The 25,953-nt window shown below is 66.1% G+C and carries 16 protein-coding genes; 10 read left to right on the top strand and 6 right to left on the bottom strand.

Features of this window, described 5'->3' with window-relative positions; genetic code table 11:
- Positions 1-163: 163 nt before the first annotated feature.
- Together ACVWYO_RS22100 and ACVWYO_RS22095 are read left to right on the top strand one after the other, a co-directional pair.
- Positions 164-1,744: a GH39 family glycosyl hydrolase gene (locus tag ACVWYO_RS22100; protein WP_457354499.1), complete on the top strand. Its 1,581-nt coding sequence runs from the start codon at positions 164-166 to the stop codon at positions 1,742-1,744.
- A gap of 44 nt (positions 1,745-1,788) precedes the next feature.
- Positions 1,789-3,435, top strand: a complete 1,647-nt coding sequence (locus tag ACVWYO_RS22095; protein WP_457354497.1) for a DUF5597 domain-containing protein — start codon at positions 1,789-1,791, stop codon at positions 3,433-3,435.
- Here the strand turns inward: ACVWYO_RS22095 and ACVWYO_RS22090 are convergent.
- Positions 3,380-6,106, bottom strand: coding sequence for a response regulator (locus tag ACVWYO_RS22090; RefSeq protein WP_457354495.1), 2,727 nt, complete (start codon positions 6,104-6,106; stop codon positions 3,380-3,382). The genes ACVWYO_RS22095 and ACVWYO_RS22090 overlap by 56 nt on opposite strands.
- Positions 6,107-6,260: 154 nt before the next feature.
- On the opposite strand from ACVWYO_RS22090, the gene ACVWYO_RS22085 reads away from it, so the two are divergent.
- The 6 genes from ACVWYO_RS22085 to galA all read left to right on the top strand — a co-directional run bounded on the left by ACVWYO_RS22085 (position 6,261) and on the right by galA (position 15,626).
- The gene (locus ACVWYO_RS22085; protein ID WP_457354493.1) at positions 6,261-7,673 is read left to right on the top strand and encodes a hypothetical protein; all 1,413 of its coding nucleotides are present in this window, start codon (positions 6,261-6,263) and stop codon (positions 7,671-7,673) included.
- Positions 7,670-8,341 carry a hypothetical protein gene (locus tag ACVWYO_RS22080; RefSeq protein WP_457354491.1) on the top strand — a complete coding sequence of 224 codons (672 nt, stop codon included), beginning with the start codon at positions 7,670-7,672 and terminating at the stop codon, positions 8,339-8,341. The genes ACVWYO_RS22085 and ACVWYO_RS22080 overlap by 4 nt, the downstream gene beginning before the upstream one ends.
- A 240-nt stretch (positions 8,342-8,581) precedes the next feature.
- Complete coding sequence (locus ACVWYO_RS22075) at positions 8,582-9,079, top strand: TonB-dependent receptor plug domain-containing protein (protein ID WP_457354489.1); 498 nt, start codon at positions 8,582-8,584, stop codon at positions 9,077-9,079.
- Complete coding sequence (locus tag ACVWYO_RS22070) at positions 9,034-11,514, top strand: TonB-dependent receptor (RefSeq protein WP_457355116.1); 2,481 nt, start codon at positions 9,034-9,036, stop codon at positions 11,512-11,514. Before ACVWYO_RS22075 ends, ACVWYO_RS22070 begins: the two co-directional genes overlap by 46 nt.
- 100 nt (positions 11,515-11,614) lie before the next feature.
- Positions 11,615-13,120, top strand: coding sequence for a tryptophan halogenase family protein (locus ACVWYO_RS22065; protein WP_457354487.1), 1,506 nt, complete (start codon positions 11,615-11,617; stop codon positions 13,118-13,120).
- Positions 13,121-13,124: 4 nt separating this feature from the next.
- Entirely contained in the window at positions 13,125-15,626 is a 2,502-nt protein-coding gene (gene galA / locus ACVWYO_RS22060; RefSeq protein ID WP_457354485.1) for a beta-galactosidase GalA, read from the top strand.
- A 300-nt stretch (positions 15,627-15,926) separates the two neighbouring features.
- Here the strand turns inward: galA and ACVWYO_RS22055 are convergent, their stop codons facing one another.
- The 3 genes from ACVWYO_RS22055 to ACVWYO_RS22045 form a co-directional block, all read right to left on the bottom strand.
- Positions 15,927-16,814, bottom strand: coding sequence for a hypothetical protein (locus ACVWYO_RS22055; protein ID WP_457354483.1), 888 nt, complete (start codon positions 16,812-16,814; stop codon positions 15,927-15,929).
- A 298-nt stretch (positions 16,815-17,112) separates the two neighbouring features.
- On the bottom strand, positions 17,113-17,895 hold the full coding sequence (locus tag ACVWYO_RS22050) for an MFS transporter (RefSeq protein WP_457354481.1): 783 nt from the start codon (positions 17,893-17,895) through the stop codon (positions 17,113-17,115).
- Between the two features lie 33 nt (positions 17,896-17,928).
- On the bottom strand, positions 17,929-18,546 hold the full coding sequence (locus ACVWYO_RS22045) for an MFS transporter (RefSeq protein ID WP_457354479.1): 618 nt from the start codon (positions 18,544-18,546) through the stop codon (positions 17,929-17,931).
- A gap of 442 nt (positions 18,547-18,988) precedes the next feature.
- Here ACVWYO_RS22045 and ACVWYO_RS22040 point away from each other — a divergent pair, with 442 nt between their 5' ends.
- Positions 18,989-20,071, top strand: coding sequence for a LacI family DNA-binding transcriptional regulator (locus ACVWYO_RS22040; RefSeq protein WP_457354477.1), 1,083 nt, complete (start codon positions 18,989-18,991; stop codon positions 20,069-20,071).
- A 31-nt stretch (positions 20,072-20,102) separates the two neighbouring features.
- On the opposite strand, the gene ACVWYO_RS22035 is transcribed toward ACVWYO_RS22040, so the two are convergent.
- Entirely contained in the window at positions 20,103-22,538 is a 2,436-nt protein-coding gene (locus tag ACVWYO_RS22035; RefSeq protein WP_457354475.1) for a glycoside hydrolase family 95 protein, read from the bottom strand.
- A 131-nt stretch (positions 22,539-22,669) separates the two neighbouring features.
- A complete protein-coding gene (locus ACVWYO_RS22030) occupies positions 22,670-24,631 on the bottom strand; it encodes a glycoside hydrolase family 127 protein (RefSeq protein WP_457354473.1) in 1,962 nt (653 codons plus the stop codon).
- A gap of 289 nt (positions 24,632-24,920) precedes the next feature.
- Between ACVWYO_RS22030 and ACVWYO_RS22025 the strand changes: the two genes are divergently transcribed.
- On the top strand, positions 24,921-25,949 hold the full coding sequence (locus tag ACVWYO_RS22025; protein WP_457354471.1) for a LacI family DNA-binding transcriptional regulator: 1,029 nt from the start codon (positions 24,921-24,923) through the stop codon (positions 25,947-25,949).
- The last annotated feature ends 4 nt before the right edge of the window (positions 25,950-25,953 follow it).

Here is a 25,953-nt window from a genome sequence, read left to right as displayed (position 1 = left end):
AATTCTCTTCAATGCAAGCTGCGTGCGGCTTCGGGGCACAGTCGCGTCCCGAATCACCGCACATCCTAAAGCTGGTTTGCGCTTATAAACATGAGTTTTCATGCGTTCGGTAAGCGCCTATGCGGCTTCAGGAATACGATAGCGCCATGAGCGAGGGGATCCGATGCGAAAAGATATAAGCGTTACGCCGGCTATTGTGGGTCTGGCGATGCTCGCCGCAACGGTCGCGGCGCAACCCGCGCTCGCTGCCCCGGAGCGGGTCGTCAGCGTCGATGTCGCGAAGGCGCAAGGACCCGTCGACCGCTTCTACGATCTGTCGGTCGGATCGGATTATCCCGGCACGCTGATGCGCGCCGACAGCCAGGCGCAGCTCAAGACCGCGACCGACGAGCTCGGTTTTCGCTACCTTCGTTTCCACGCGATTTTCCACGATGTGCTCAAGACGGTGCGCGTCGAGAACGGGCGGACGGTGTATGACTGGACTGGCATCGACCGCCTGTATGACGATATGCTGCGGCGGCACATCAAGCCGTTCGTCGAGCTCGGCTTTACCCCGGACGCGCTCAAGACCTCGGATCTGACGATCTTCTATTGGAAGGGCAACACGTCACATCCGCGGCTCGACGGCTGGGCAGCGCTGATCGATGCTTTCGCGCGGCACCTGCAACAGCGGTATGGCGCCGCCGAAGTCCGCAGCTGGTATTTCGAGGTGTGGAACGAGCCCAACCTCGACGGCTTCTGGGAGAAGGCCGACAAGCCGGCCTATTTCGAATTGTACGACGTCACCGCGCGCACCCTGAAGAAGGTCGATCCCGCGCTTCGCGTCGGCGGTCCGTCGACGGCGGGCGCGGCCTGGGTGCCCGAATTTCTCGAGCATGTCGCCAAGAGCGGCGCGCCGGTCGATTTCGTCACCACCCACACCTATGGCGTCGAGGGCGGTTTCCTCGACGAACAGGGCAAGAGCGACACCAAGCTCTCGCCCGCGCCCGATGCGATCATCGCTGACGTCCGCAAGGTCCGCGCCGAGATCGCGGCATCGCCCTTTCCGAAACTGCCGCTCTTTTTCACCGAGTGGAGCACGAGCTACACCCCCCGCGACCCGGTCCACGACAGCTATGTCAGCGCGCCCTATATCCTGAGCAAATTGAAGGCGGTCGAGGGCAGCGTCCAGGGCATGAGCTATTGGACCTATAGCGATCTGTTCGAGGAACCGGGTCCACCGACCGCGCCGTTCCAGGGGGGCTTTGGCCTGATGAACCCGCAGGGCATCCGCAAGCCCGCCTGGTTCGCCTACAAATATCTCAACGCGCTGCGCGGCAAGGCCGTGCCGACGGTCGACGCCAACAGCTGGGCGGCCACCGAGGGGCGGCGCACGAGTGTCGTGGTGTGGGACTGGCACCAGCCCGACCAAAAGGTCAGCAACCGGCCGTTCTACACCAAGCTGGTCCCGACGGAGCACCAAGCGCCCGCCGCGGTGCAGTTCGCCGGCCTCGCTCCCGGCCGCTATCGGCTGCGGACCTATCGGACCGGCTATCGCCATAACGATGCCTATTCGGCCTATATCGACATGGGCCTGCCCAATGCGCTGAGCGCGGCGCAAGTCGCGCAGTTGCAGGCGGTGACGCAGGACAAGCCCGAGCAGGACCGCGTCGTGCAGGTCGGCGCGGGCGGGCGCTACGCCGCCACCGTGCCGCTCGACACCAATGACGTCGTGCTGGTGACGCTCGAGCCCGCGCGCGGCTGAGCCGCCTGCGTCGGACCGTTTTGAGAGATGTTTGGAGAATGATGATGCGCAGCACCAACCCCCGTCGCGGCTCGATCGCGGCGCTGTTGTCGACCGGCCTGCTGTTTGCCGGCTGCTCAGCGGCTTCGGCGCAGGCATCGCACGAGCTGCCGCGGATCGAGAGCCGCAACGGCCGCCACGCGCTGATCGTCGACGGTGCGCCGTTCTTCATGCTCGGCGCGCAGGTCAACAATTCGAGCAACTATGCCGAGCCGCTGGCGATGGCGTGGCCGGTGCTCGACCGGATCGGCGCCAATACCGTCGAGGTGCCGATCGCGTGGGAGCAGGTCGAGCCGAAGGAGGGCAGCTTCGACTTCAGCTTCCTGCAGACCCTGCTCGACCAGGCGCGCAGCCACGACAAGCGCGTCGTCCTGCTGTGGTTCGGGACGTGGAAGAACACGTCGTTCTCCTACACCCCCGATTGGGTCAAGCTCGACAATCGCCGCTTCCCGCGGATGAAGACCAAGGATGGCAAGGATCACGGCGTGCTCAGCGCGCACGGCGCAGCGACGCTCGCCGCTGACAAGCGCGCTTTCGTTCAACTGATGACCTATCTGCGCGATCACGATCCGCAGAATACCGTCATCATGGTGCAGGTCGAGAATGAGACCGGCAGCTACAAGAACCCGCGCGACTTCTCGGCGAGCGCCGATGCGCTGTTCGCCAAGCCGATCCCCGCCGCGCTGGCGAAGCGGGTGCACAAGACCGGCAGCTGGAGCGCGGCGTTCGGCGCGCAGGCCGACCGGGCGTTCAACACCTGGTATGTCGGCAGCTATGTCAACGCGATCGCCGCGGCGGGCAAGGCGGTCAAGCCGCTGCCGATGGACGTCAACGCCTCGCTCTCGGGCCCGTCGAACGTCCCCGATCCCTACGGCGTGGCGAGCGGCGGGCCACAGCAGGATGTGCTCGACATCTGGAAGGCCGCAGCGCCCGCGATCGATCTCCAGGCCCCCGACATTTACGACAAGACCAGCGGCAACGTGATCAAGTATCTCGATCAATACGCCCGCGCCGACAATGCACTGATGGTCCCCGAAATGGGCAATACGCGCGATTTCGCGCGCTTCTTCTGGCCGACGCTCGGCCGCGGGGCGATCGGCTTCGCGCCGTTCGGCATGGACGATACGGGCTATGCCAATTACCCGCTCGGCGCGGCCGATCTTTCGGCGACGACGCTCGACGCCTTCGCGCTGCCCTACGCCGCGGTCGGATCGATGCTGCGCGACTGGGCGAAGATCGCCTTCGAGAAACCGACCTGGGGCGCCGCCAAGCCCGACGACGGTGCCAAGCAATCGACGCGGATGGGCGACTGGACGATCACCGCCGCGTGGGGCGAATGGCAGTTCGGCATGAAGGATTGGGAGTGGCTCAAGGGCGATGCGCCGCCGTGGGACAAGCAGCCGGTCGGCGGCGTCGCGGTCGCGCAACTTTCGGCGGACGAATTCCTGGTGATGGGCGACCATGTCCGCGTTTCCTTCGCGGGTGCCCCCGGCACCCCGGCGAACGGGATCGTCGTCCGCGTCGAGGAGGGACGGTTCGACAAGGGGCGCTGGGTGATGAAACGGGTCTGGAACGGCGACCAGACCGATTACGGGCTCAATCTGGTCGCGCATCCGCAGGTGCTGAAGGTGACGATGGGACGCTATCGCTAGCCGCGATGGCGTCGGGTCGCCCGAGCGCGACGCGCACCGCGCGCGTCAGCGCCTCGCGGTCGTACGGCTTGGCGAGCACGATCGTGCGCGCGTCGGCAAGGTCCGCCACGGCGGCCGCGTCGCCGGTGGCGAACACGATCCCGATCTGCGGCCGCAGCGCGCGGGCGCGCGCGGCGAAGTCGGGGCCGTCCATTCCCGGCAGGTTGACGTCGGTCACCAGCACGTCGATCGCCGCGGTCTGCAACGCCATCGTCGCATCCTCCGCGCTCGCCGCCTCGACCACGCCGATGCCGGTCGCCTCTAGCATTGCCGCGGTATCGGCGCGGATCAGGGCATCGTCCTCGACCAGCAACGCCATCGGCCGCGCCGAGGATGCCGGATCGGCGGACGGCAGTGCTGCGGGAGCGCGACGTGCGCGCTGTCCGGCCAGCACCTGCTCGAACTTCCGCGCGAGCGCCTCGCGCGTATAGGGCTTCGAGAGCAGGTCGACCCCGGCATCGAGCTTGCCGCCGTGGACGATCGAATTCTCGGTATAGCCCGAGGTGAACAATACGGCGAGCTCGGGCAGCCGTTCGCGCGCGCGTCGGGCGAGTTCGGGGCTCTTCAACGTGCCGGGCATGACGACGTCGGTGAACAGCATGTCGATCGGGATGCCGCTCTCGATCACGCTCAGCGCACTGCCGGCATCGACCGCCTTGAGCACCTGATAGCCGAGCTCGCCGAGCAGCTCGACGACGGTGGCGCGGACTTCGTCATCATCCTCGACCACCAAGACGGTCTCGGTCCCACCAACGATCGGCCCGGCGGTGGTCTCGACCTCGAGATCCTCCGCTGCGGCCGCGCGCGGGAGATACAGCTTGATCGTCGTGCCCTCGCCAAGCTCGGAATAGATCGCGACATGCCCGCCCGACTGTTTGACCAGACCGTACACCATCGACAGGCCGAGCCCCGATCCCTTGCCTTCGCTCTTGGTCGAGAAGAACGGCTCGAACACCTTGTCGATGATCTCGGGGGCCATGCCGGTGCCGGTGTCGCTCACCGCGAGCATGACATATTGGCCGGGCGTGACTTCCGAATGGATGCGGGCATAGGCGTCGTCGAGGCTGGCATTGCCGAGCTCGATCGTGAGCTTGCCCTGGCCATCCATAGCGTCGCGCGCGTTGATCGCGAGGTTGAGCAACGCATTCTCAATCTGCGCTGGATCGACGAAAGTGTTCCAGAGCCCGCCGCCGACGATCGTCTCGATCTCGATCGCTTCGCCGATCGCGCGGCGCAGCATGTCGTCCATCCCGCGCACGAAGCGGGTGACATTGATGACCTTGGGCTCGAGCGCCTGTCGGCGGCCGAAGGCGAGCAGCTGCGCGGCGAGCTTGGCACCGCGCGACACGCCCGCCATCGCATTGGTGACGCGTTTTTCCGCGCGCGCGTTGCCCGCGACATCGAAGGCAAGCAGCTGGAGATTGCCCGAGACGACTTGCAGCAGATTGTTGAAATCGTGCGCCACGCCGCCCGTGAGTTTGCCGATCGTCTCCATCTTCTGCGATTGGGCGAGCACCGCCTCGGTCTGGCGACGTTCCTCGATCTCCTGAATGACGCGCGCCTCGAGCGTCTCGTTGAGGTGACGCAGCTCCGCCTCGGCGCGTGCACGGTGCGCGGCTTCGCGTTCGAGCGCCTCGGCGCGGCGGACGCGGTCCTCGATGTCGAACACCATGACGTGGAAGCCCGGCACTGAACCGTCGGCCTCGACGCGCGGGATATAGCGGATTTCGGCGCGCCGGGCGCCATCGGCATGCGGCATCGCGTCGTCGACGGTGATATCTTCGCCGGCGAGCGCGCGTTCGATCAGCGGAGCGCGTCTGCGGTAGAGCTTGTCGCCCATCACTTGGCGGACCGACCGGCCGATGATCTCGCTGCGGGGCCTGCCGGTCCAGGCTTCGTAATAGCTGTTGGCGAAGCGATAGATCTGGTCGCGATCGATATAGGAGATGAGGATCGGCATCGCGTCGGTGATCGTGCGCAGCTCGGCTTCGCGCCAGGCGAGCAGACGCTGTGCCGCGACCTTCTCGGTATTCTCGATGACGGTGCACATCACCCCGCCGACCTGGCCGGCGTCGTCATAGACCGGGGTGTAGAACAGATCGAACACCACCGCTTCGGGTGCGCCGTAGCGATGGAGCACCATCGTCTGGTCGCGGAGCGCTTGAACCTCGCCGCGAAATCCGGCTGCCAGGATCTCGCGGTTGAAATCCCAGATCTCGGGCCAGATCTCGCGCACCCTGCCACCCAGCGCACGCGGATGGTTGTCGCCGGCGATCGCGCTATAGCCGTCATTATAGAGCATGACCGGCTCGCGGCCCCACATGACGACCTTGGCGACCGGCGAATTGACGATGTTGTTGACCGTCGCGCGCAGCGCCGCGGGCCAGGTGGCGAGGCTGCCGAGCGACGTGCCCGACCAGTCGCGCGCGCGGATCAGCGCACCGCAGGCGCCGCCGCCGATCAGCCAGGGGGTTGCCGAGTTCACGCCGGGGGAGCGCCCAGCGCGCAGCAGACTTACCGCTGCGCGCACCGCATCGTCGGCCGTAGCATAGTCACCCTGCGCGACGCGCGCTTCGATGAACTGGTCGAGCTCGGGCGAGAGCGAGACGGTGCGAGACGGTGGCGTGGACATGGCAACCCTTTGCAATGCCGCTTGGCTGTGTCAACTGATCGCCCGGTCGGGCCGGATCCGTCAAGCCCACGCCCCCCCCCCCAGCGGATGAGCGACCGGGCAGGACGGGGCGGTCGGCAGCGGGCGTACGGCCATCGGTAGCGGGAGAAGAATGGTGCGGAACGGTCCTCTTTCGCGTGCCATCGGCGTCTCATTGCTGGCCTTCGCCGCTCCGGGGGCAGCCCAGCTTGCCCCGCCCGTTGCGATCCCCACCTATACGCCGCCCGCGGTCAGCAAGGCGCAGAGCGCGGGCGCCATCCATATTTCGAGCCGCCCCGCGCCTGTGCCGATCGTGCTGGCGGTCTCGCCAAGCGGGTCGGACGACGGCGACGGCAGCGCGGCCAGGCCGTTCGCTACGCTGGCGCGCGCGCAGGACACGGTCCGGCGGCTCAACGGGGACCATGACGTGACCGTGCAGCTGGCTGACGGAGTCTATCGGTTGAAAGCGCCGCTGCGCTTCACGGCGGCGGATGGCGGGCAACGGGGGTTCACCGTGCGCTGGGAAGCGGCGCCGGGCGCGCATCCGGTCGTTTCGGGCGGGACGCCGGTGACAGGCTGGACGCTGGCCGATCGCAAGCGCGGTATCTGGGTGGCCGACATTCCCCACGGGGTCGATCCGCGCCAGCTCTGGGTCGGCGGCCACATGGCGCCGCGCGCTGCGGTTCGCGCGCCGCGCACAGCCTTCCGCTTCGACAAGAGCGGGATCGAGATCGTTGATCCGGCCTGGCGGTCGCTCGCCAGACTCCCCGATCAGACGCGGGTCGAAGTCGAGGCGACGGGATGGTTCACCGATCGCCACGCGATGGTCGCGCGGATCGACGGCGATCGCATCGTCATGCAGCAGCCCGGCTGGCGCAACAATCTGGTCGGGTACGATACCTTCGCGCGCTCGGTCTGGGGTGACAATGCCGCGCTGTTCTTCGTCAACGCGCTCGCTTTCCTGCGCGAGCCTGGCCAATGGTATGCCGATCCCGCCGCGGGCAAGCTCTATTACAAGCCGGCCGCCGGCGAGGATATGGCCCGGCTCGACGTGGTGCTGCCGCGGCTCGAACGGCTGCTGTCGATCGCCGGCAGCTATGATGCGACGATCAAGGACCTGCAATTCCGCGGGCTGAGCTTTCGCCACACCAGCTGGCTGCTGCCCTCGGGCCCCGAAGGTTATGCCAGCCAGCAGAGCGGATCGTTCCTTCGGGCTATCCGGAAGATCCGGTGCGCGATTGCTCATGGGGCTGTCGCGGCTTCGAAGCGATGCGCAACCGCTGGCGGCAGCAGCCTGCCGCGGTCCAGGTCGCTGCGGCGACGCGGATCGTGTTCGATCACGACGAATTCACCCAGCTCGGCCAGATCGCGCTCGGCATCGGCAACAATCCCGACGCCAATGCCAGCGGGATCGGCCTGGGTACGAGCGCGATCGAGGTGCGCCGTTCGCGCTTCACCGATCTTGCCGGCGGGGCAATCATGGTTGGGGGCGTACAGCCCGATGCACACCATCCGTCGCAGCCCGCAATGGGGGTGGGCGACATTGTGATCAGCAACAATGTGGTGCGCACCGTCTCGCAGCAGTATCGCGAGCAGGCCGCCATCCTCGTTACCTATGGCAGCGGGACCGTGATCTGGCATAACGACGTGTCCGCCGCACCGTATGACGGGATCGATATCGGCTGGGGCTGGGGGGCGAACGATCCCGGCGGCAATGCGGCCTATTTTACCGCCGATCGCGGCTATTACGACCAGCCCGGCAATCTGGTGTACGACACGCCCACGACGCTGCGCGATACCGTCGTGGTCGGGAACCGCGTCCATGACGTGAAGCAATGGTTTCCCGACGGCGGCGCGATCTATCATCTCTCGGCCTATCCTGGCGCGATCATCGCCGAAAACCATATCTACGATATCAAGGACGGGATCGCGCTCTATCTCGACGAGGGGTCGCGCTACGTCACGCTGCGCGACAATGCGATCAGCAACGTCGCCGTCTGGCTCAACATGAATTCGCAGGACCAGCTCGCACCGCGGCGCACCGCGATGGACAATCTCGCGATCGGCAACTGGCACGATAGTGGCAAACGCACCGGCCAGTGGACGCCGTATCTGAACAATCGCGAGATCGACACGGTGACGGTTGCGAACGGCGCATGGCCCGACGCGGCGCAAGCTGTCATCGCCAAGGCCGGGATCGAACCCGGGCGCCAGTAACGGCGCACCTCCGCGAATCGGGGCCGCGTTCCTACCCCCGCAATCGCCCCGCACGATCCCAAAACGCCCATCTGTCGGAGCTTCGCGCTGTCCCGACCCGTTCGGCATGCGCGCTCGACAGGTCCAAATTGGGCGACCCAGAAGCCAATCGCTTAGCACTTATAAATTTCTGTTTTCATATGTGATGATGTCGTCTATCTCATCCTCAAGTCCAGACAGGACAATCAGGGAGGGGATTCGATGAGGGACAGCGTACGGATTTTGGCGAGTGTCTCGGGGCTGGCGATCGGCATCTGGAGTGTCGCCGCGGCGCAGGCGCAGACGACCCCGCCGCCGCAGACAAGCGGCCCGGCCGCAACACCAACCACCGCCGCGCCGCAGCCGCCCGAAGCGGACCCGGCCGATATCGTCGTCACCGGACTGCGCGGGAGCCTCGCTTCGGCGCAGGCAATCAAGCGCAATTCCGAGCAGATCGTCGATTCGATCACCGCGCAGGACATCGGCAAGTTCCCCGACACCAACATCGCCGAATCGCTCCAGCGCATCTCCGGCATCCAGATCCAGCGTAACCTCGGCGAAGGCAGCACGGTCGCGATCCGTGGCCTCAGCGAAGTGCGCACCGAACTCAATGGCCACGACATCTTCACCGCGAACGGCGGGTCGGTCTCGCCTTCGACGAAGTCGGGCCCGACCTGCTGTCACGCGTCGACGTCTTCAAGAATCCCTCGGCGGAGATGATCGAAGGCTCGCTCGGCGGCACGATCGATCTGCGCACGCGCAAGCCGTTCGACGCTCCGGGGCAGATCATCGCCGCGACCGTCTCGGGCACCGAATATGATCTCGCCAAGAAGAAGGGCTGGGGCGGCTCCGCGCTCTACAGCAATCGCTGGCATACCGGCCTCGGCGAGATCGGCGTGCTGGTGAACGGCTCGTATCAGCGATCGTTCTTCCGTCAGGATCTAGACCAGGTCGAGCCTTACAACATCCACGGCCCGAACGCAGATCCGGGCGGCGCGCCGGTGCAGTCGTCGCTCGTGCCCGGTTTTGCCGGCCAGAACGTCCAGGTTCAGAAAGGCGGCGGCTTCAACGTCGCGCAGGGCGATCGTCGGCGGCAGAGCATTTCGGGCGTGCTGCAATGGCGCCCGGCCGACACTGTCGAGGCCTATGCCCAGGTCCTGAGCACGACCTACAAGTTCACCGACACCGGCGTCGCCTATTTCGCGTCGGACGACGGCGCCGCGCCGACCGGAACCTATACCGTCGCCAACGGGATCGCGACCTCGGGGGCATTGTCCAATCCGGGCGGTCTGTCGGTCACCTATGGGTCGAACCGCAAGACGCGCACGACCGACATCACCACTGGCGTGAAATGGTCGGTCACCGATCGGCTGAAGGTGGTGTTCGACTATCAGCACATCGATTCGACCGTGAAGCAGGACTCCCTCAATCTTTACATCACGCCGTACACCAAGTCCGGCGGCGTCGCGGGGCTGTTCAACCAGAGCTACAATTACGCGTTCGACAATCGCGGCAAGTTCCCGACCCAACTCGCGACCGATCCGGTCACCGGTGGGCCGTCGAACTTTTTTGCCAATACCGCCAATTATGGCTTCACCGCCTATCAGCCCGATCGCGTCAGCAATTCGGCGATCGGCAATACGCCGCGGCTCGACCTGACCTGGGATTTCGACGACGGCGGCTTCCTCAAGTCGCTCAGCGCGGGCGTCCGCTACAGCAGCAAGACTGCGATCAACCGCGACACCAACGTCAACAACTGGACGACGATCGGCGGCACCTGCGCAAGCTATTCGACCGCAGCGAACTGCTACCTCGTCTCGGCGCATCCCGAAGTCGTCGAGAACAATCCGGGGCAGGCAACGCTGCTGCGCGGGAGTGGCTCGAACGCGGTGTTCGGCCCGATCCTGCAATGGAATTTGTACGATGCGCTCCATCCGGACTCGGCGTTCGCGCATATCAAGGCGATCAGCGGTCAGAATGCCGCCTTCGGCTCGCTCGACGATCCGACGCAATCGACCACCAGCCGGGTCAGCGAGAAGGATTATTCGGCCTATGCGCGCGCGGCGTTCGGCACGCATCTCGCCGGGATGGACGTGGATGGCAATGTCGGCCTGCGCTACGTCAAGACCGACGCATCGGCCTCCGGCTTCCAGATCCTGACCTATCGCACCGCGGGCGCGACCGGTTCGACCAGCACTTCGGTGGTGCAGCCTTATAGTGGCGGTCGCAGCTACGACACCTTCCTGCCGAGCGTGAACGTCCGGCTGCATGTCACGCCCAAGCTGCAGGCGCGGTTCGCTTTCTCGAAGAACATCTTCCGCCCGACCTTCGCTCAGCTGAATCCGACGTTTACGCTCTCGCCCAATTATAACGGATCGAGCGGAACGCCGCTGACGGTCAATTCGGGCGCCGCATACAATGCCGTGACCAACCCCTATCAGGGATCGGGCTCGGTCGCGGGTAACCCGAACCTCAAGCCAGAGCGGGTGACGTCGTTCGATGCCGCGGCGGAATGGTATTTCGAGCCTACGGGCTATGTCTCGGTCACGCTGTTCCGCAAGAACCTGCGCGACATCATCGATACGCGGACCTCGCTGCAGACACAGACGATCGCCGGCGTCGGGGCGGTCCAGTTCAACGTGAGCGCGGTGACCAACGTGACCAAGGGCTTCGTCCAGGGGTTCGAAGTCGCTGGGCAGAAGTTCTTCGACTTCCTGCCGGGGCCGCTTTCGGGCTTCGGCGTTTCGGCGAACTTCACGCTGGCGGACAGCGACGCCGGCACGCTCGCTTCGGGCAATGTCGGGTCGCAGACGCAGTTCAAGGTGCCGCTGATCAACCTGTCGCGCACAAGCTACAATTTGATCGGGCTTTACGACAAATACGGGGTCACCGCGCGCGTTGCATACAACTGGCGCTCGAAGTTCCTCGACTCGGTCAGCGAGAACGGGGCGGCGACCTTGCCGATCTACTTCAAATCGTACGGCTCGCTCGACGCCTCGATCGGCTATCAGCTCAACCGCTACGCCTCGATCACGCTCGACGGCCAGAACCTCTCGGACTCGGTCAACAAGAGCTATCAGGGCGATCCCAATCTCCTGCGCAACTACCAGATCAACGACCGCCGCGTCTCGATCCGGCTGCAGGTCCGCTATTGATGGCGCGGTCGGCGCTTGACGCCGCCGCCATCTGACTCTCCCCTCCTGGCGGTCGTGTCCCATAGCGGGCACGCCGCCACTTTTTTTGGAGCAAGCTGTGATGCGTGACGGGCCGGTCAGATCGGTTGCCATCGTCGGTGGCGGCACCGCGGGCTGGATGGCGGCGGCGGCGCTCGTGCGCAACTTCGCGGCGGATCGGCTCACGGTGACGGTGATCGAATCGCCCGAGATCGGCACCGTCGGGGTCGGCGAGGCGACCATCCCGCCGATCCTGCAATTCAACGCGCTGCTCGGGATCGACGAGGACGAACTCGTCCGCCGGACGCAGGCGACCTACAAATTGGGGATCGAGTTCCGCGATTGGGGCGCGATCGGCGAGCGCTACTTCCATCCCTTCGGACGCTATGGCGCCGATCTCGGCGGGGTCGCCTTCCACCATCACTGGCTGCGGACGCGTGAGGGGGCGTGGTCGGAGTATTCGTTGCCCGCGGTCGCCGCGCGCGAAGGAAAATTCGCGCGGCCGTCGGATGACCCGCGCAGCGTGCTGTCGAACATCTCCTACGCGCTGCAGTTCGATGCCGCTCTGTACGCCGATTTCCTGCGCGAGCTGGCGATCGGGCAGGGCGTGCAGCATGTCGAGGGTCGCGTCGTCGATGTGCGGCTCGACGGCGAGACGGGCTTTGTCGAAGACCTCACGCTCGCCGACGGGCGCGTCTGCCGGGCAGACCTGTATATCGATTGTTCGGGGTTCCGCGGCCTGCTGATCGAGCAGGCCCTTCAAACCGGCTATGTCGACTGGTCGCACTGGCTGCCGATGGACCGCGCGATCGCGGTGCCGACCGCCACGACCGAAGCGCCGACCCCGTACACGCGCGCGACGGCCGGCTCGGCAGGGTGGCGCTGGCGGATCCCGCTCCAGCATCGCACCGGTAACGGCCACGTCTATGCCAGCGGCTTTATCGGGGAGGACGCGGCGACTGCGCAATTGCTCGGCGCGCTCGATGCGCCGACGCTGGCCGAGCCGCGGCATCTGCGCTTCACCACGGGCCGGCGACGGTTGTCGTGGAACCGCAACGTCGTCGCGCTAGGGCTTGCCTCGGGGTTTATCGAGCCGCTCGAATCGACCAGCATCCATCTGATCCAGCGCGGCATCGCGACGTTGATGTCGCTCTTTCCGAGCAACGGGTTCGCCGCGCCCGAGATCGATCTCTACAACAGCCTGATGCGCAGCGAGATCGAGGCCGTGCGCGACTTCGTGATCCTGCATTACAAGCTGACGCGGCGTGACGATTCCCCGTTCTGGCGCCACACGCGCGCAATGGCGGTGCCAGACAGCCTGGCACAGCGCCTCGCGATCTTCGACAATCTCGCCCGGGTGATCCTCGATCCGTCCGAGCTGTTCCGCGAGCCGAGCTGGCTTGCCGTGCTGCTCGGCCAGGGCGCGCTGCCGCGCGGGCACGACCCGCTCGCCGACGGATTGCCCGAGGGCGCGGTCCGCGCGCAGTTGCAGCGGATGCGCGGGGTGATCCGCCAAGGCGCCGCGGTGCTGCCGAGCCATGCCGATTTCCTGAGCGGCGTCCGCGCCGCGTCATCCGCCCGGAGTTGAAACGATGACCACCCTGACACGCCGGACGATGGTCGGCGCCGGTCTTGCACTGCCGACCGCGGCGGCGATCCTGCCTGCGCGCGCGCGCCAGACGCGAGCCGGCGACGAACGCGCGCCTGCTGACGTCCAAGCCGCGCTTGCACCGCGCGAGCGCCTCCGGTTCGACACGGGCTGGCGCTTCGCCCTCGGCCACAGCACCGATCCGACCAAGGATTTCGATTTCGGCTTCGGCCAGGCCGATTTCTCGAAGACCGGGATCATCAAGATTGCCAAGGCCGATTTCGACGACAAGGCGTGGCGCACGGTCGATTTGCCGCATGATTGGGCGGTCGAATTGCCCTTCGTCGATGACGACAAGGGCGAGGGCGATGCGCAACTCCGCTCGCACGGCTATCGACCGCTCGGGCGACGCTATCCGGCCACCAGCGTCGGCTGGTATCGGCGCAGCTTCGCGGTACCCAAGAGCGATCTCGGGCGGCGTATCACGATCGAATTCGACGGCGCGATGCGCGACGTGCTGGTGTTCGTCAACGGCTGCTTCATCGGCCGCAACACCAACGGATACGCGCCGTTTGCCTTCGATCTGACCGACTTTCTCGACTATGGCGGGACCAACGCCATCGCGGTCCGCGTCGATGCAAGCTTCGGCGACGGCTGGTTCTACGAAGGTGCCGGCCTCTATCGCCACGTTTGGCTGCGCAAGACCGACCCGGTGCATTTCGGTGCGTGGGAGACGGTGGTGCGCGCGACACCCGGCGCGGGCGGGGCCATGCTCGACCTGTCGACGATCGTCGAGAACGCCGGACGCGTGGCGGCCGATGCCGCGCTGGACTGGACGATCGTCGATGCGCAAGGGGCTGTCGTCGCGCGCGCCACGGCCCCCGCACAGGCGATCGCGCCGGCCGGATCGGCGAGCTACCGTGCGAGCGCGCGTGTGGTGGATCCAGCACTGTGGTCACTCGAGACGCCGCATCTCTACACCGCGGTGGTCAAGGTCGTCGCGAACGGCACGCTGCGCGATGCCGAGCGCATCAGCTTCGGCATCCGCAGTGCACGTTTCGATGCCGATCGCGGCTTCTTTCTTAACGACGTTCCGCTCAAGATCCAGGGGACCTGCAACCATCAGGATCATGCCGGGGTCGGCGCTGCCTTGCCCGACCGACTGCAGACCTACCGGCTCGAGGTGCTGAAAGGCATGGGCTGCAATGCGGTCCGCTCGTCGCACAACATGCCGACCCCCGAATGGGTCGAGGCGTGCGACCGGATGGGCGTGATGCTTTTGTGCGAGACGCGCCAGCTGAGCTCGAACTCGAGCGGCATGGCCGAGCTCGAGCTGATGGTGAAGCGCTTCCGCAACTCGCCGTCGATCATCGGCTGGTCGATCGGCAACGAGGAATATATTCTCCAGCAAGGCGCCCTCGCGCCGCAGGGCGCGCGGATCGCGCAGGCGATGGTCGACCGCTGCCACGCCCTCGATCCGACCCGACCGGTCACCGCGGCGGTCAACTGGAACAACGAGGCGGGCGTGTCAGAGCCGCTCGATATCGTCGGGTTCAACTATCACCCCGAATTTCCCGAGCCGTTCCACAAGAAATTCCCGAAGCGCCCGATCTATGGATCGGAGACCTCAAGCGCGATCGCGACGCGCGGCGAATATCGTACCGATGCTGCGCGCCATACGATGAGTTCCTACGACGGCGTGGTCGGCTGGGGGACGACGCCCGAGCAATGGTGGAGCCAATATGGCGCGCACGACTGGCTCGCCGGCGGGTTCGCCTGGACCGGCTTCGATTATCGCGGCGAACCCACGCCCTATTCGTGGCCGTCGAACGCCTCGCAATTCGGGATCGTCGACCTGTGCGGTTTCCCCAAGGATTATTATTATTACTACAAGGCGTGGTGGGGCAAGGCACCGAGCCTGCATCTCTTCCCGCACTGGAATTGGGCGGGCCAGGAGGGCAAGCCGGTCTCGGTCTGGGTCTATTCCAACCTCGACGAGATCGAAGTGCTGCTCAACGGGCAGAGCCTCGGCCGCAAGCCGATGCCGCGGCTGAAGCATGGCGAATGGCAAGTGCCCTATGCGCCCGGGGTGATCGAGGCGATCGGTCGTCGCGATGGCCGCATCATGCTGCGCGAGCGGCGCGAGACGACCGGGCGGGGGCAGCGTCTGCGGCTGACCGCCGACCGGACGACGATCGCGGCGGACGGGCGCGATGTCGCGATGCTGACGGTCGACCTGCTCGACGCGCGCGGTCGCGCAGTCCCGACCGCGAACGACGCGCTGCGCTTCCGCGTGTCGGGCGCGGGCAAACTGATCGGTGTCGGCAACGGCAACCCCAACAGCCTCGAAAGCGACACCGTGCCGCAGCGCATGCTGTTCAACGGGCTTGCCCAGCTGATCGTCCAATCCACCGGTCGGCCGGGGGCGGTCATGCTCGAGGCATTCGCGGACGACGGGAACGCGCTCACGCCCGCGTCGATCCGGCTGACCGCGGCGCGGATCTAAGGAAGCCGGTCGTCTGGCTCGCAATGGTCAATCGAAAACTTCGTGTGGAAGACTGTTTCGAGCGCGAACCTTAGGCCGAGAAGGTTACCCACACGACGCAGCGTGGTTGCGCAGATACTTCTAGCGCTGCGGTGCGCTGGCCCCAGTCATAAGCGGGTCGTAAATTGCGCTTTTTTAAGAAGTATCGAGCCACGCTCGCGTTGCTTTCCTGCAACACCAGCATTTTTGTCGCAGAAAAGCCTCTTCACATCGGCGCACCGTCATTTGTTTCGCATTGCGATCAGAATACTGAACGTTACGTCAGCTATCTATGCCTTTACGCAAAACAGCCGTAAACTCACTGCGACCATAGGGCGTGTGGTAAACCCGCTCGGGATATAGATCGATAAGGCCCATTTTGTTTAGATGGGTGACGATTTTGCGGAATATCAACGGGGTGAATTTCCAAGCGTGCACATCGATATAGGCACCCTTCAACCTTTCGAATTCTTCTGCTGCGAACTGTATTCGTGACGTCAGATTGAGTTCGTAGTCCAAATCGGTATGGTCGCCCTGCCAGTGTCTCGCGGCATCGTTATGCGTTGTAAGCGCCCAGTGCTCTATGATGTTACCGATCCGATGTGCGCGCCGTTGCTCCATGTGCGCTTCGATAACATCTGCAATCGTGCTATCGGCTAAGGACTGATCGAAGCAAAAACGCTTATCTGGAACGATGAGAAAATACCGACCGCCCGGATCGAGAATTTTTGAGACATCGCGTAGATGCTTCACGATATCTGTTTGATGTTCTATGCAATGACAACTGAGAACGGCGGAGAATACCGACGTGACGACTCCAAGGTCGCCATTGGGGGAGAAGAAGTCAATATTCGGAACATCAATTATAGGATATCCGATCTTTTCAGCCCTGGCCTTGAGATCGCTCGAGGATAAAACATCAAAATACTTTACATGGTCTCCGCGAATGCAAGGATTGCAAAACGGACCAATTTCAAGGACGCTTTGTGACTGACTAGGATATTCTAAAAAGTTTTCCCGGAAGGCGGCTGCTGATGCTAATCGACCTTCTGCTGCACCTTGGGTTTCAAAATGCTGCGTGAGTTCATGCGGATCAAGCAAGGCCATGTCGGGATAGCGCCGATAAAACGGGACATCGACCTCTGGGAGAAGTTCAGTTGATATGGCCATTTGTAACAACGCTCCCGTTGTACTGATATATGACTCCTATTTAGCGCACATGAAACGTATTGGCAAGCTAATGGGTAGGCGTGCATTCTCATTAGAATTTACGCATATGAGATATTGAGGGGACGGAACATGTGCCGGCATAATTGCTGTTTGCAGGGATATTTGCCTAGAATTTAGCTTTGATTGCGACCGTATCCAGAAATATATGATGCCCTCCACGTTGATCGGGCAACGTTGGGCGCGTCAACGGCAATAGAAGGGCATTCACACGCAGGGCGCCTTCGCCATTTCTGCACGCCTAACTGGCTGTCGCGCTCCGACCGCTGTCCTTGCGATCCAGCGTCCAAAACGCCGTCGCCCCAGCGGCGATCGCCGATACGGCCGCGGCGAGCGCCGCCGTCCGGAACTGGCCGATCAGCGCCGCGCCCGATGCGGTGATGACCGCGCCGGCGAGCGCGGTGGCGATCAGGCCGCCGGTCCGCGCGATCGCGCTGTTGAAGCCCGATGCGGTGCCGGTGTGCCGATCGTCGACCGATGCCAGGACGGCGGTGGTCAGCGGCGCGACCGCCCCCGCCATGCCGAGCGCAACGATCGCGATGCCGGGCAGCACGCCGGTCCAGTAACTGGCGGACGGATCGATGCGGCTCATCACCAGGAACCCCAGACCGGTGGCGAGCGGCCCGATGGTGAGCGGCCAGCGCGGCCCGATCCGCTCGGCCAGCCGCCCGGCGAGCCGCGAGGCAAGGCCGATCACGATCGAAAAGGGCAGCAAAGCGAACCCCGCCTGGCTCGGCGAATAGCCGCCCCCGACGATCAGCAGATAGGGAAGCGAGACGAGCAAGCCGCCCAGCGCACCGTACAACAGGAGGGTGAGCACGCTCAGTCCGACGAACGGTCGCGACGCGAACAGCGTGAGCGGCATCATCGCGCGGTCGCCGGCGCGGTGCTCGGCCCAGAGGAACGCCGCCAGCAGAGCGAGACCTGCGCCGAGGCCGATCCATGTCCCGCTCGATGCCGCGTGGCGGCTCGACCACAAGGTCAGCGCCCAGGTCAGCGTTCCGAGCGCGCCGGTCGCCAGCACCGCCCCGCGCCAGTCGAGCTGCTGCGGACTGCCTCAGCTTTCCGCGACGTAGCGGCGCGCGACGACGATCGCAGCGAGCGCGACGGGGAGGTTGAGGTAGAAGATCGCCCGCCAGCCGACCGTTTCGACCAGCCAGCCGCCGAGCGGCGGGCCGATCGCGCTGGCGATCGCACCGGCCGCCGCCCAGGTTCCGATCGCACGCCCGCGCGCCTCGCCCTCGAACGCGCTGCCGAGGATGCCGAGGCTGTTGGGCATCAGGATCGCCGCGCCCACGCCTTGTGCCGCGCGCGCTGCGAGCAGGACGGGCAAATTGGGCGCCGGCGCACACCCGGCTGATGCCAGCGCGAACAGCACGATGCCGAGCGTCAGCATCCGCCGGCGCCCGAAATGATCCCCCGCCGCGCCGCCGAGCAGCAGCAGCGCCGAGAGCGGCAGCAGATAGGCGTTGATGATCCACGGCACGGCCGCGGCGTCGCCGTGCAGCGTCGCGCCGATCGCGGGGAGCGCGACGTTCGTCACCGAGCCGTCGATGAACGCCAGGCTCGAGGCGAGCATCGTCGCCGCAATCGTCCAATTCGGATGTCGCACTGCGCCGCCCGCGCCGACCTGCGCCTGGCCGTGATCGGACACCGGGGTAAGCGCGCCGTTCATGGGTCTGGAACGGGCTGACGGCAGACGCGGGACGGGTGCGGCGCGCTGCCCGGCCGGCACGCGCTGCGCGCGATCCAGGTGACCAGCCGATCTCGCCGTGTCGAGCGACGCGGTGGCGGTGCGAAGGCGGGGAAATCGCTTGGCATGCAGAGCAGGCTCTAGCCGCTTTCGATGCATCGGCCCATGCGCGATCTGCGCTGCCGGACGCGGCTTGGTAACCGGGGGGGATGTCCAATCGGTCTCGGTCGCGCCAACGAGAATGCGGGCCTTCATCCACCCCAGGCTGCGCCGCACTGCCGCGATCGCCGCGAGCCAAGCGCGGCGTTCTTCGCTCGGAGTCGTCTCGTACAGTCCCGCGACTGGACCGGTTCGGATCGAGCATTTGCTTGCGTCCGCGGCGGACCTCCGCCTATCGGTAGAAAAAGAGGGCAGAGGGAACGGCATGAAGGAAACGCGCAGCTCGCGGCGGCACAACGTGCCGACGGTCGGCGATGTCGCAGCGCATGCCGGCGTCTCGCCGATGACCGTTTCGCGCGTGGTCAGCGGCAAGGGCGGGGTGCGCGACGAGATGCGCAGGCGTGTCGAGGCGGCGGTTGCCGCGCTCAAATACGCGCCCAATGCCGCCGCGCGGACGCTGGCAGGTGGCGAGGAGATCCGCATCGGCCTGCTCCACTCCAATCCGAGCTTTGCCTATCTCAGCGAATTTCTCGTCGGCAGCCTCGACCAGGCGAGCCGCAGCAACGTGCAGATGCTCGTCGAGAAATGCGACGACGCGCGCGACGCCGAGGCGGCGGTCGCGCATCTGGTGAGTGCTCGCGTTGATGGCATCGTGCTGCCGCCGCCGCTCAGTGATTCACCCGCCGTGCTCGACGTGATCCGCGCGACCGGCCTGCCGATCGTCGCGGTCGCCACCGGGCGCGCGCCGGATTGGGCGCTGTCGGTCAGCATCGACGATCACCGCGCCGCCTATGACATGACGCGCCATCTCGGCGCGCTCGGGCATCGCCGGATCGGCTTCATCATTGGCAACCCCAACCAGGCGGCGAGCGCCGAACGGCTTGCGGGGCATCGTGCCGCGCTGGCCGATATGGGGCTCGAGGATGCCCCCGAACTGATCGAGCAGGGGCTGTTTACCTATCGCTCGGGCCTGGCTGCGGCGGACGTGTTGCTTGCGCTGCTGGATCCGCCGACCGCGATCTTTGCGTCGAACGACGACATGGCGGCAGCGAGCGTCGCGATCGCGCATCGGCGCGGGCTCGACGTCCCCAGCGACCTGACGGTGTGCGGCTTCGACGACACCGCACTCGCGACGACGATCTGGCCCGAGCTGACGACGATCCGCCAGCCGGTGACCGAGATGTCGCGCAAGGCCGTCGAGCTGCTGGTGCAGGCGATCCGGGCGCAGCGTGCGGGCGATGTGGACGTGCTTGCCGATCCGCATATGCTGGTCGACTACACCCTGATCCGCCGGCAGTCCGATGCCGTCCCGCGATCCGGGTCAACGGCGCGGCGCCAGCACGGCTGACGACCGAACCGCCGGTCAAGCCGATCAAACGCTAACCCCACTCCCGCGTGACGCGTCCCGAAGCGGGGATCGTTAGCTCGAAGCGTTCGGCGCCCGATCGCACCGCGACGGTCGACTCCACCGGCCCGCGCACCACCAACGCGCTCGGACGGCCCTGCCGCCAGCGCAGGTCGACGCGGAGCGCGCCGCGCGCGCGAAAACCGCTGATCGCGCCGTCGGGCCAGGCCGAGGGAAGCGCGGGCAAGAGGCGAAGTTCACCGCCCCACGACTGCAGCAGCATTTCGAGGATTCCCGCGCTTCCGCCGAAATTCCCGTCGATCTGGAACGGTGGATGCGCGTCGAACATGTTGGGATAGGTGCGCTTCGCGCCGAGCAGGCCGCTCAGCACGGCGTGGGCATGATCGCCTTCGCCCATCCGCGCCCACAGGCAGACCCGCCACGCGGTCGCCCAGCCAGTCGAGAGATCGCCGCGACGGCGCAGGCTGACCTTGGCGGCCTCGATCAGGGCGGGCGTGTCGCGGACGTTGATCTGCGCGCTCGGATAGACAGCGTAGAGGTGCGAGACATGGCGGTGGTGGACGTCGGGCGCGGCCTCGTCCCAATCCTCGAGCCATTCCTGCACCTGTCCCGCCGCTCCGATCCGGTCGGGCGCGATCCTTGCGCGCGCGGCATCGACCTGTTCAAGCCAGGCGGGGTCGCTCCGCAGCCGTCGTCCCGCCGCCACCGTATTGGCGAACAGGTCGCGGATGATCTGGCGATCCATCGCCGGCCCGACGCAGAGCGACGATCCGAACGGATGTTCGTTCTCTGGCGAAAGCGAGGGCGAGGTGACAAGGCCGCGCCCTTTCGGATCCTCGACCAGCGTGTCGAGGAAGAAGTGCGATGCCCCCTGCAGCAGCGGGTAGAGCCGCGCGAGCAAGGTATCGTCGCGGCTATGGTCCCAATGGTCGTACAGCGTGTTGCACAGCCATGCGCCCCCGCACGGCCACAGCCCCCAGAGTGGCCCGTCGATCGGCGCAGTCGCGCGCCAGAGGTCGGTATTGTGGTGCGCCACCCAGCCGCGCGCGCCGTACATCGTCCGCGCGGTCTTCGCGCCGCGGATCGCCAGCGCCTCGGTCATGCGGACCAGCGGCTCGATCAGAAGGCCGAGCGCAGCGGGATCGGCGGGCCAATAGTTCATCTCGGTATTGATGTTGATCGTATATTTGCTGTCCCAGGGCGGGGTGGTCCCCTCGTTCCAGATGCCCTGCAGATTGGCCGGCTGCGTCCCCGGGCGCGAGGAGGCGATCAGCAGGTAGCGGCCATATTGCAGGTAGAGCGCGGCGAGCCCTGGATCGCCGCCGTCCTCGGCCGCCGCGATCCGCCGGTCGGTGGGCAGGGCGGCGGCCGCGCTGGTGCCGAGGTCGATCGTGAAGCCGCCGAACAGCGCGCCATGGTCGGCGACATGGCGGCGGCGCAACGCCGGATAGGCGTGCCGTTCGGCAGCGACCCCCGCCGCGCGCGCCTTGGCGACGGCATCGCCGCGCGTGTCGTGGAAATCGACGTAGCTCGTCGCGGCGGTGATCCGCAGCGTCACCTGCCGAGCCCCGCGCACGCGGATGCCCCGGTCGCTGGTGACGATCGTGCCGTCGCCCGCTGCGTGGACGCGCAGCGCGTAGTGGAGCCCCGCCGGAATGCCGCTCGACGCTTCGTTGCCGCCGGTGACCAGGATCGCGCGCGCGCCGTCTGGGGCGATGACGACGCCGGGCTTGGCGGGGCGAGCGTCCTCGCGCAGCAGCCACTCGGTGGTCGAACTTGCAAGCGGAGCGGCACCCTCGCCGAACTGCGCGCGCGGTGTGCGGACCGAGCGGGGCGCGCGATAGGTGAGGTCGAAGTCTAGCGTTCCACCCGCTGCCTCGAGCCGCACCACGATTGCCTGATCGGGTGCCGAGACGAACGCTTCGCGCGTGTACCGCGCTGCGCCATCGCTGTAGCGCGTGGCGGCGATGCCGGTCGTGAGGTCGAGCTCGCGCTCATACGTGCTCGGCTGCCGCGCCGCCGTGAAGTCGAGCAGGAGGTCGCCGAGCGAGCCGTACGGCATCTGCGACAAGGGCTTGGCCATCATCTTGGCCGCGGCGAGGTCGGTTGCTTCCTTATACCGCCCCGCAGCGAGCAGCGCGCGCACCTGCGGCAGCGCGGCGAGCGCCTCGGGATTGTCGGGGTCGTAGGGGGAGCCCGCCCACAGCGAGTCCTCGTTGAGCTGCAAGCGCTCCTGCGCCACCCGTCCGAACATCATCGCCCCGAGCCGGCCGTTGCCGAGCGGAAGCGCCTCGGTCCACAGTCCGGCCGGCTGCCGATACCAGAGCCGATCGCGCTGCGGTGCTGCCGGTGGCTGAGCCGACAGCAGCGACGGCGCGGCGCCGAGCGCAAGCCTGGCGGCCAGCGTTTCGCGGCGGTTGAAGCCCGAGGGCGGTTTGGTCGATGGCATCGCGGGTCCCCGTTGGCGTAGTCCATAGGCCTTTCGGCCGGTTCGCTGGCACGTCGCCTTGCAGCGCGCGCGCCTGGCGGGAGCAGGAGCGCCGACGGGGGAACCCCTTGGCTAGAGCGGCCGCCGGATCGTCACGTTGGTCGATCGGTCCGGTGCTCGGGCGTCAGCTTCCAATAGGTCGCGTAGCGCTCGTGCGCGATACGATGATACGGAATCAGGCGCACCGGCGCCTGATTGGACGCGGCGATCGTGAATTCGAGCGGGCGATCCCCGGGACTGACCGCGCGCCCGATGCTGTCGGGATCGCCCGTCAGCATCGGCGCCGCAAACGGTGCATCGTTGTAATCGCCATATTTCCGTTCGTTGACGATGATGTCGGCGCCCGGCGCCAATCCCGCGCGGCCCAACGCCCCCGCCAGCACGAGCGGCCCGTAGGTGAGCGCGACGATGTCCGGCGCGGCGGGCGCGTGGTGCACGGCGACCTCCATCGCCAGCCGCAGCTCGACCACGTCGCCATTCTGCCAGGTCCGCGCGACCTCGACATAGCTTGCCGGGTTTGCGGACCGCGCCACTTCCGCACCATTGACCAGGACGATCGCGGTTGCGCTCCAGCCCGGATGCCGCAGGCGCAGCGCCGCATGGACCGGCCGTCGCGCAGTCCATTTGAGCGTCGTCGCCGGTGCGTCGGGGAAGCGCGTGGTCTGGGTGAGCGCGGCACCCTTCGCCTTCCATGCCACCGACGAGGGGATAAACAGGTTCACATAGAGCGCGTCGGCGTCGTGAAAGTAGATCGAGTCGCGATATTTGACATGGTTCTCCATGCCCGTGCCGGTGCAGCACCAGAACGAATGCTCGGGCGTATGATACAGCTTCATGTAGCCGGGGCGGGCACCCTGGAAATAGGTCGCCATGCCGCTCGCGGGATCCTGCGAGGCGAGGATGCCGTTGTAGAGCGTGCGCTCGTAGAAATCGGCATAGGCCGGCTGCGGATCGTGGAGGAATAGCGACCGGGTGAGTTTGAGCATGTTGTGCTGGCCGCACGTTTCCGATCCCTTGGCGGAAAAGACGTGATCGGCGAAGTCCGCCACCGGGAAGAAATGTTCGTTGTCGCCATGCCCGCCGCTCGCGAACGATCGGTTGAGCACCACGGTTTTCCAGAAGAATGCCGCCGCCTCGTGATATTCGGGCTTGCCGGTCGCTTCCCAGACGCGCTGGAAGCCGATGATCTTGGGGATCTGCGTGTTGGCGTGCATCCCGTCGAGCGTATCGCGCCGCTGCGCGAGCGGGGCGAGCACCGCCTTCTGCGCGAAGCGCTCGGCGAGCAGGCGATAGTCGGCATTGCCGGTCATCGCGAACAGATCGGCAAAGGTCTCGCTCATCCCGCCATGTTCGGTCTCGAGCATGGTCTCGAACTGCGCGTCGCTCAGCGGCCGGGTCGCGACCACCGCCCAGTCGGCGAGGCGCAACAGCACCGCGCGCGATGTCGCGCTGTCGGTGAGCAAGACGGCATCGCGCAGTCCGGCATAGATCTTGTGGAGCGTGTACCATGGCACGCCAGTGATCTTCTCGCCGCGCAGATGCGCCGCGACGACCGCGGGGCCGTCGGGGAAGGCGCAGACCAGCCCGCTGCGCGAGGCCTTCTGGCATTCCGCCAACTCGCTCGCGATATGCTCGACCCGCAGCTTGAAGCGCGCATCCCGGGTCGACCGGTAGGCCAGCGCACAGGCCGACAGATAATGGCCGAGCGTATGGCCTTGGCAATTGATGTCGGCCCAGATCGGCTCCGATTCCCATCCGCCATAGACCGGGGCCTTCGCCGCGAGGCCGGCGTTGACGCGAAAGTTGTGGAGCAGGCGGTCGGGGTCGAGCGACAGCAGATACGCCTCGCTCATGCGTTGCGCGTGGAGGAACGGGCTCTCGAGAAGCGTCACATCGGCGAGATCGAACGCTTGGAGCTTGGTAACGGGCGGGGTGCCCGCAACAGGCGCCGCCAGGATCGGCGCGGGATCGACGAGCAGGCAGTTGGCCAGTGCGCCGACACTTACCCCGAGCAGAAAATTGCGGCGCGGCTGGTTCGTACAGTGATCGGACATGCAAAACCTCGCCTGGCATCTTTATTGTCGGACAAAATCGCTTGCTCGTGATCCGGTGTCAAGTTCGGGAGGACGTGCCCCATGCTTGGCGGTTGCCCGTTCGTTAGCGCCGATGGTCCCTACACCCGCCGCCGAGCGCACTCGCCACAATTTCCGTCGATATGATAACGTAACCATGATCCTCAGCCGCTTTTTCGGCGATCGCGCGTTTCGGAGTGTCGATCGCTCTGGGCGGAGGCCATTCCGGCTGGTAGCGAGGCGGATCGACAGCTCGGCAAGGGTGTGAGCATTGGCAAGAAGTCCGACGCGCGGGCGTAGCGCGACGATCATCGACGTGGCGGCACGGGCCGGGGTCTCCCCGATGACGGTATCGCGCGTCATCAACGGTCGCGTGGGGGTCGGGCCCGAGACGCGTGCGAGCGTGGTCGAGGCGATCCGTGCGCTCGGCTATTCGCCCAACGTTGCCGCGCGCAGCTTGGTCACATCGGGCGAATTGCGGATCGGTGTGATCTATTCGAACCCGAGCGCAGCGTTCATGAGCGATTTCCTGACCGGGGTCTTCGAGGAAGCGACGGTGCGCGGCGCGCGGCTGATCCTGTTGAAAGGCGAGGCGGGGCGTCCGCCGGCGCAATCGGACCTCGAGGATTTCGTCGCGTCGGGGGTCTCGGGCGTCATCCTCGCGCCGCCGCTCGGCGAGTCGCCGGCGGTGTTGCAGATGCTGCGCGACGCCGAGCTGCCCGTCGCGTGCGTCGGCGCGCATGGCGTGGACGGCGCGATCTGCGTGCGGATCGACGATCGGCGCGCGGCCTATGAGATGACGCGCGACCTGATCGCGCTGGGCCACCGGCGGCTTGGCTTCGTCGTCGGCAATCCCGATCAGTCGGCCAGCGCCGAGCGGCTCGCGGGTTTCCACGCTGCGGTGCGCGAGGCTGGCGACGTGCAGACGATGATTGCACAGGGGGATTTCAGCTATGCCTCGGGGCTCGTCGCGGGCGAGCAGTTGCTCGCCGCGCCGTCGGCGCCGACCGCGATCTTCGCGAGCAACGACGATATGGCGGCGGCGGTCGTCTCGGTCGCGCATCGGCGGCATCTCGACGTGCCCGGGCAGCTGACCGTGGTCGGCTTCGACGATACCACCGCCGCGGTGATGCTGTGGCCGCCGCTCACCACGATCAACCAGCCGGTGCGCAAGCTCGCCGCCGAGGCGCTCGGCCTGCTCGTCGCCGAAATCGCCGCGCCGTCGGCGCGCGCGGGTGATCACGTCCTCGATCATGGGCTGGTCCATCGCCAGTCGACCGCCGCGCCAGCGGACGCGTGACGCC

The organism is Sphingomonas sp. UYP23 (assembly GCF_054059235.1).
The sequence above is the reverse complement of the archived record's forward strand: the minus strand, read 5'-3'. Positions and strand labels throughout refer to the sequence as shown.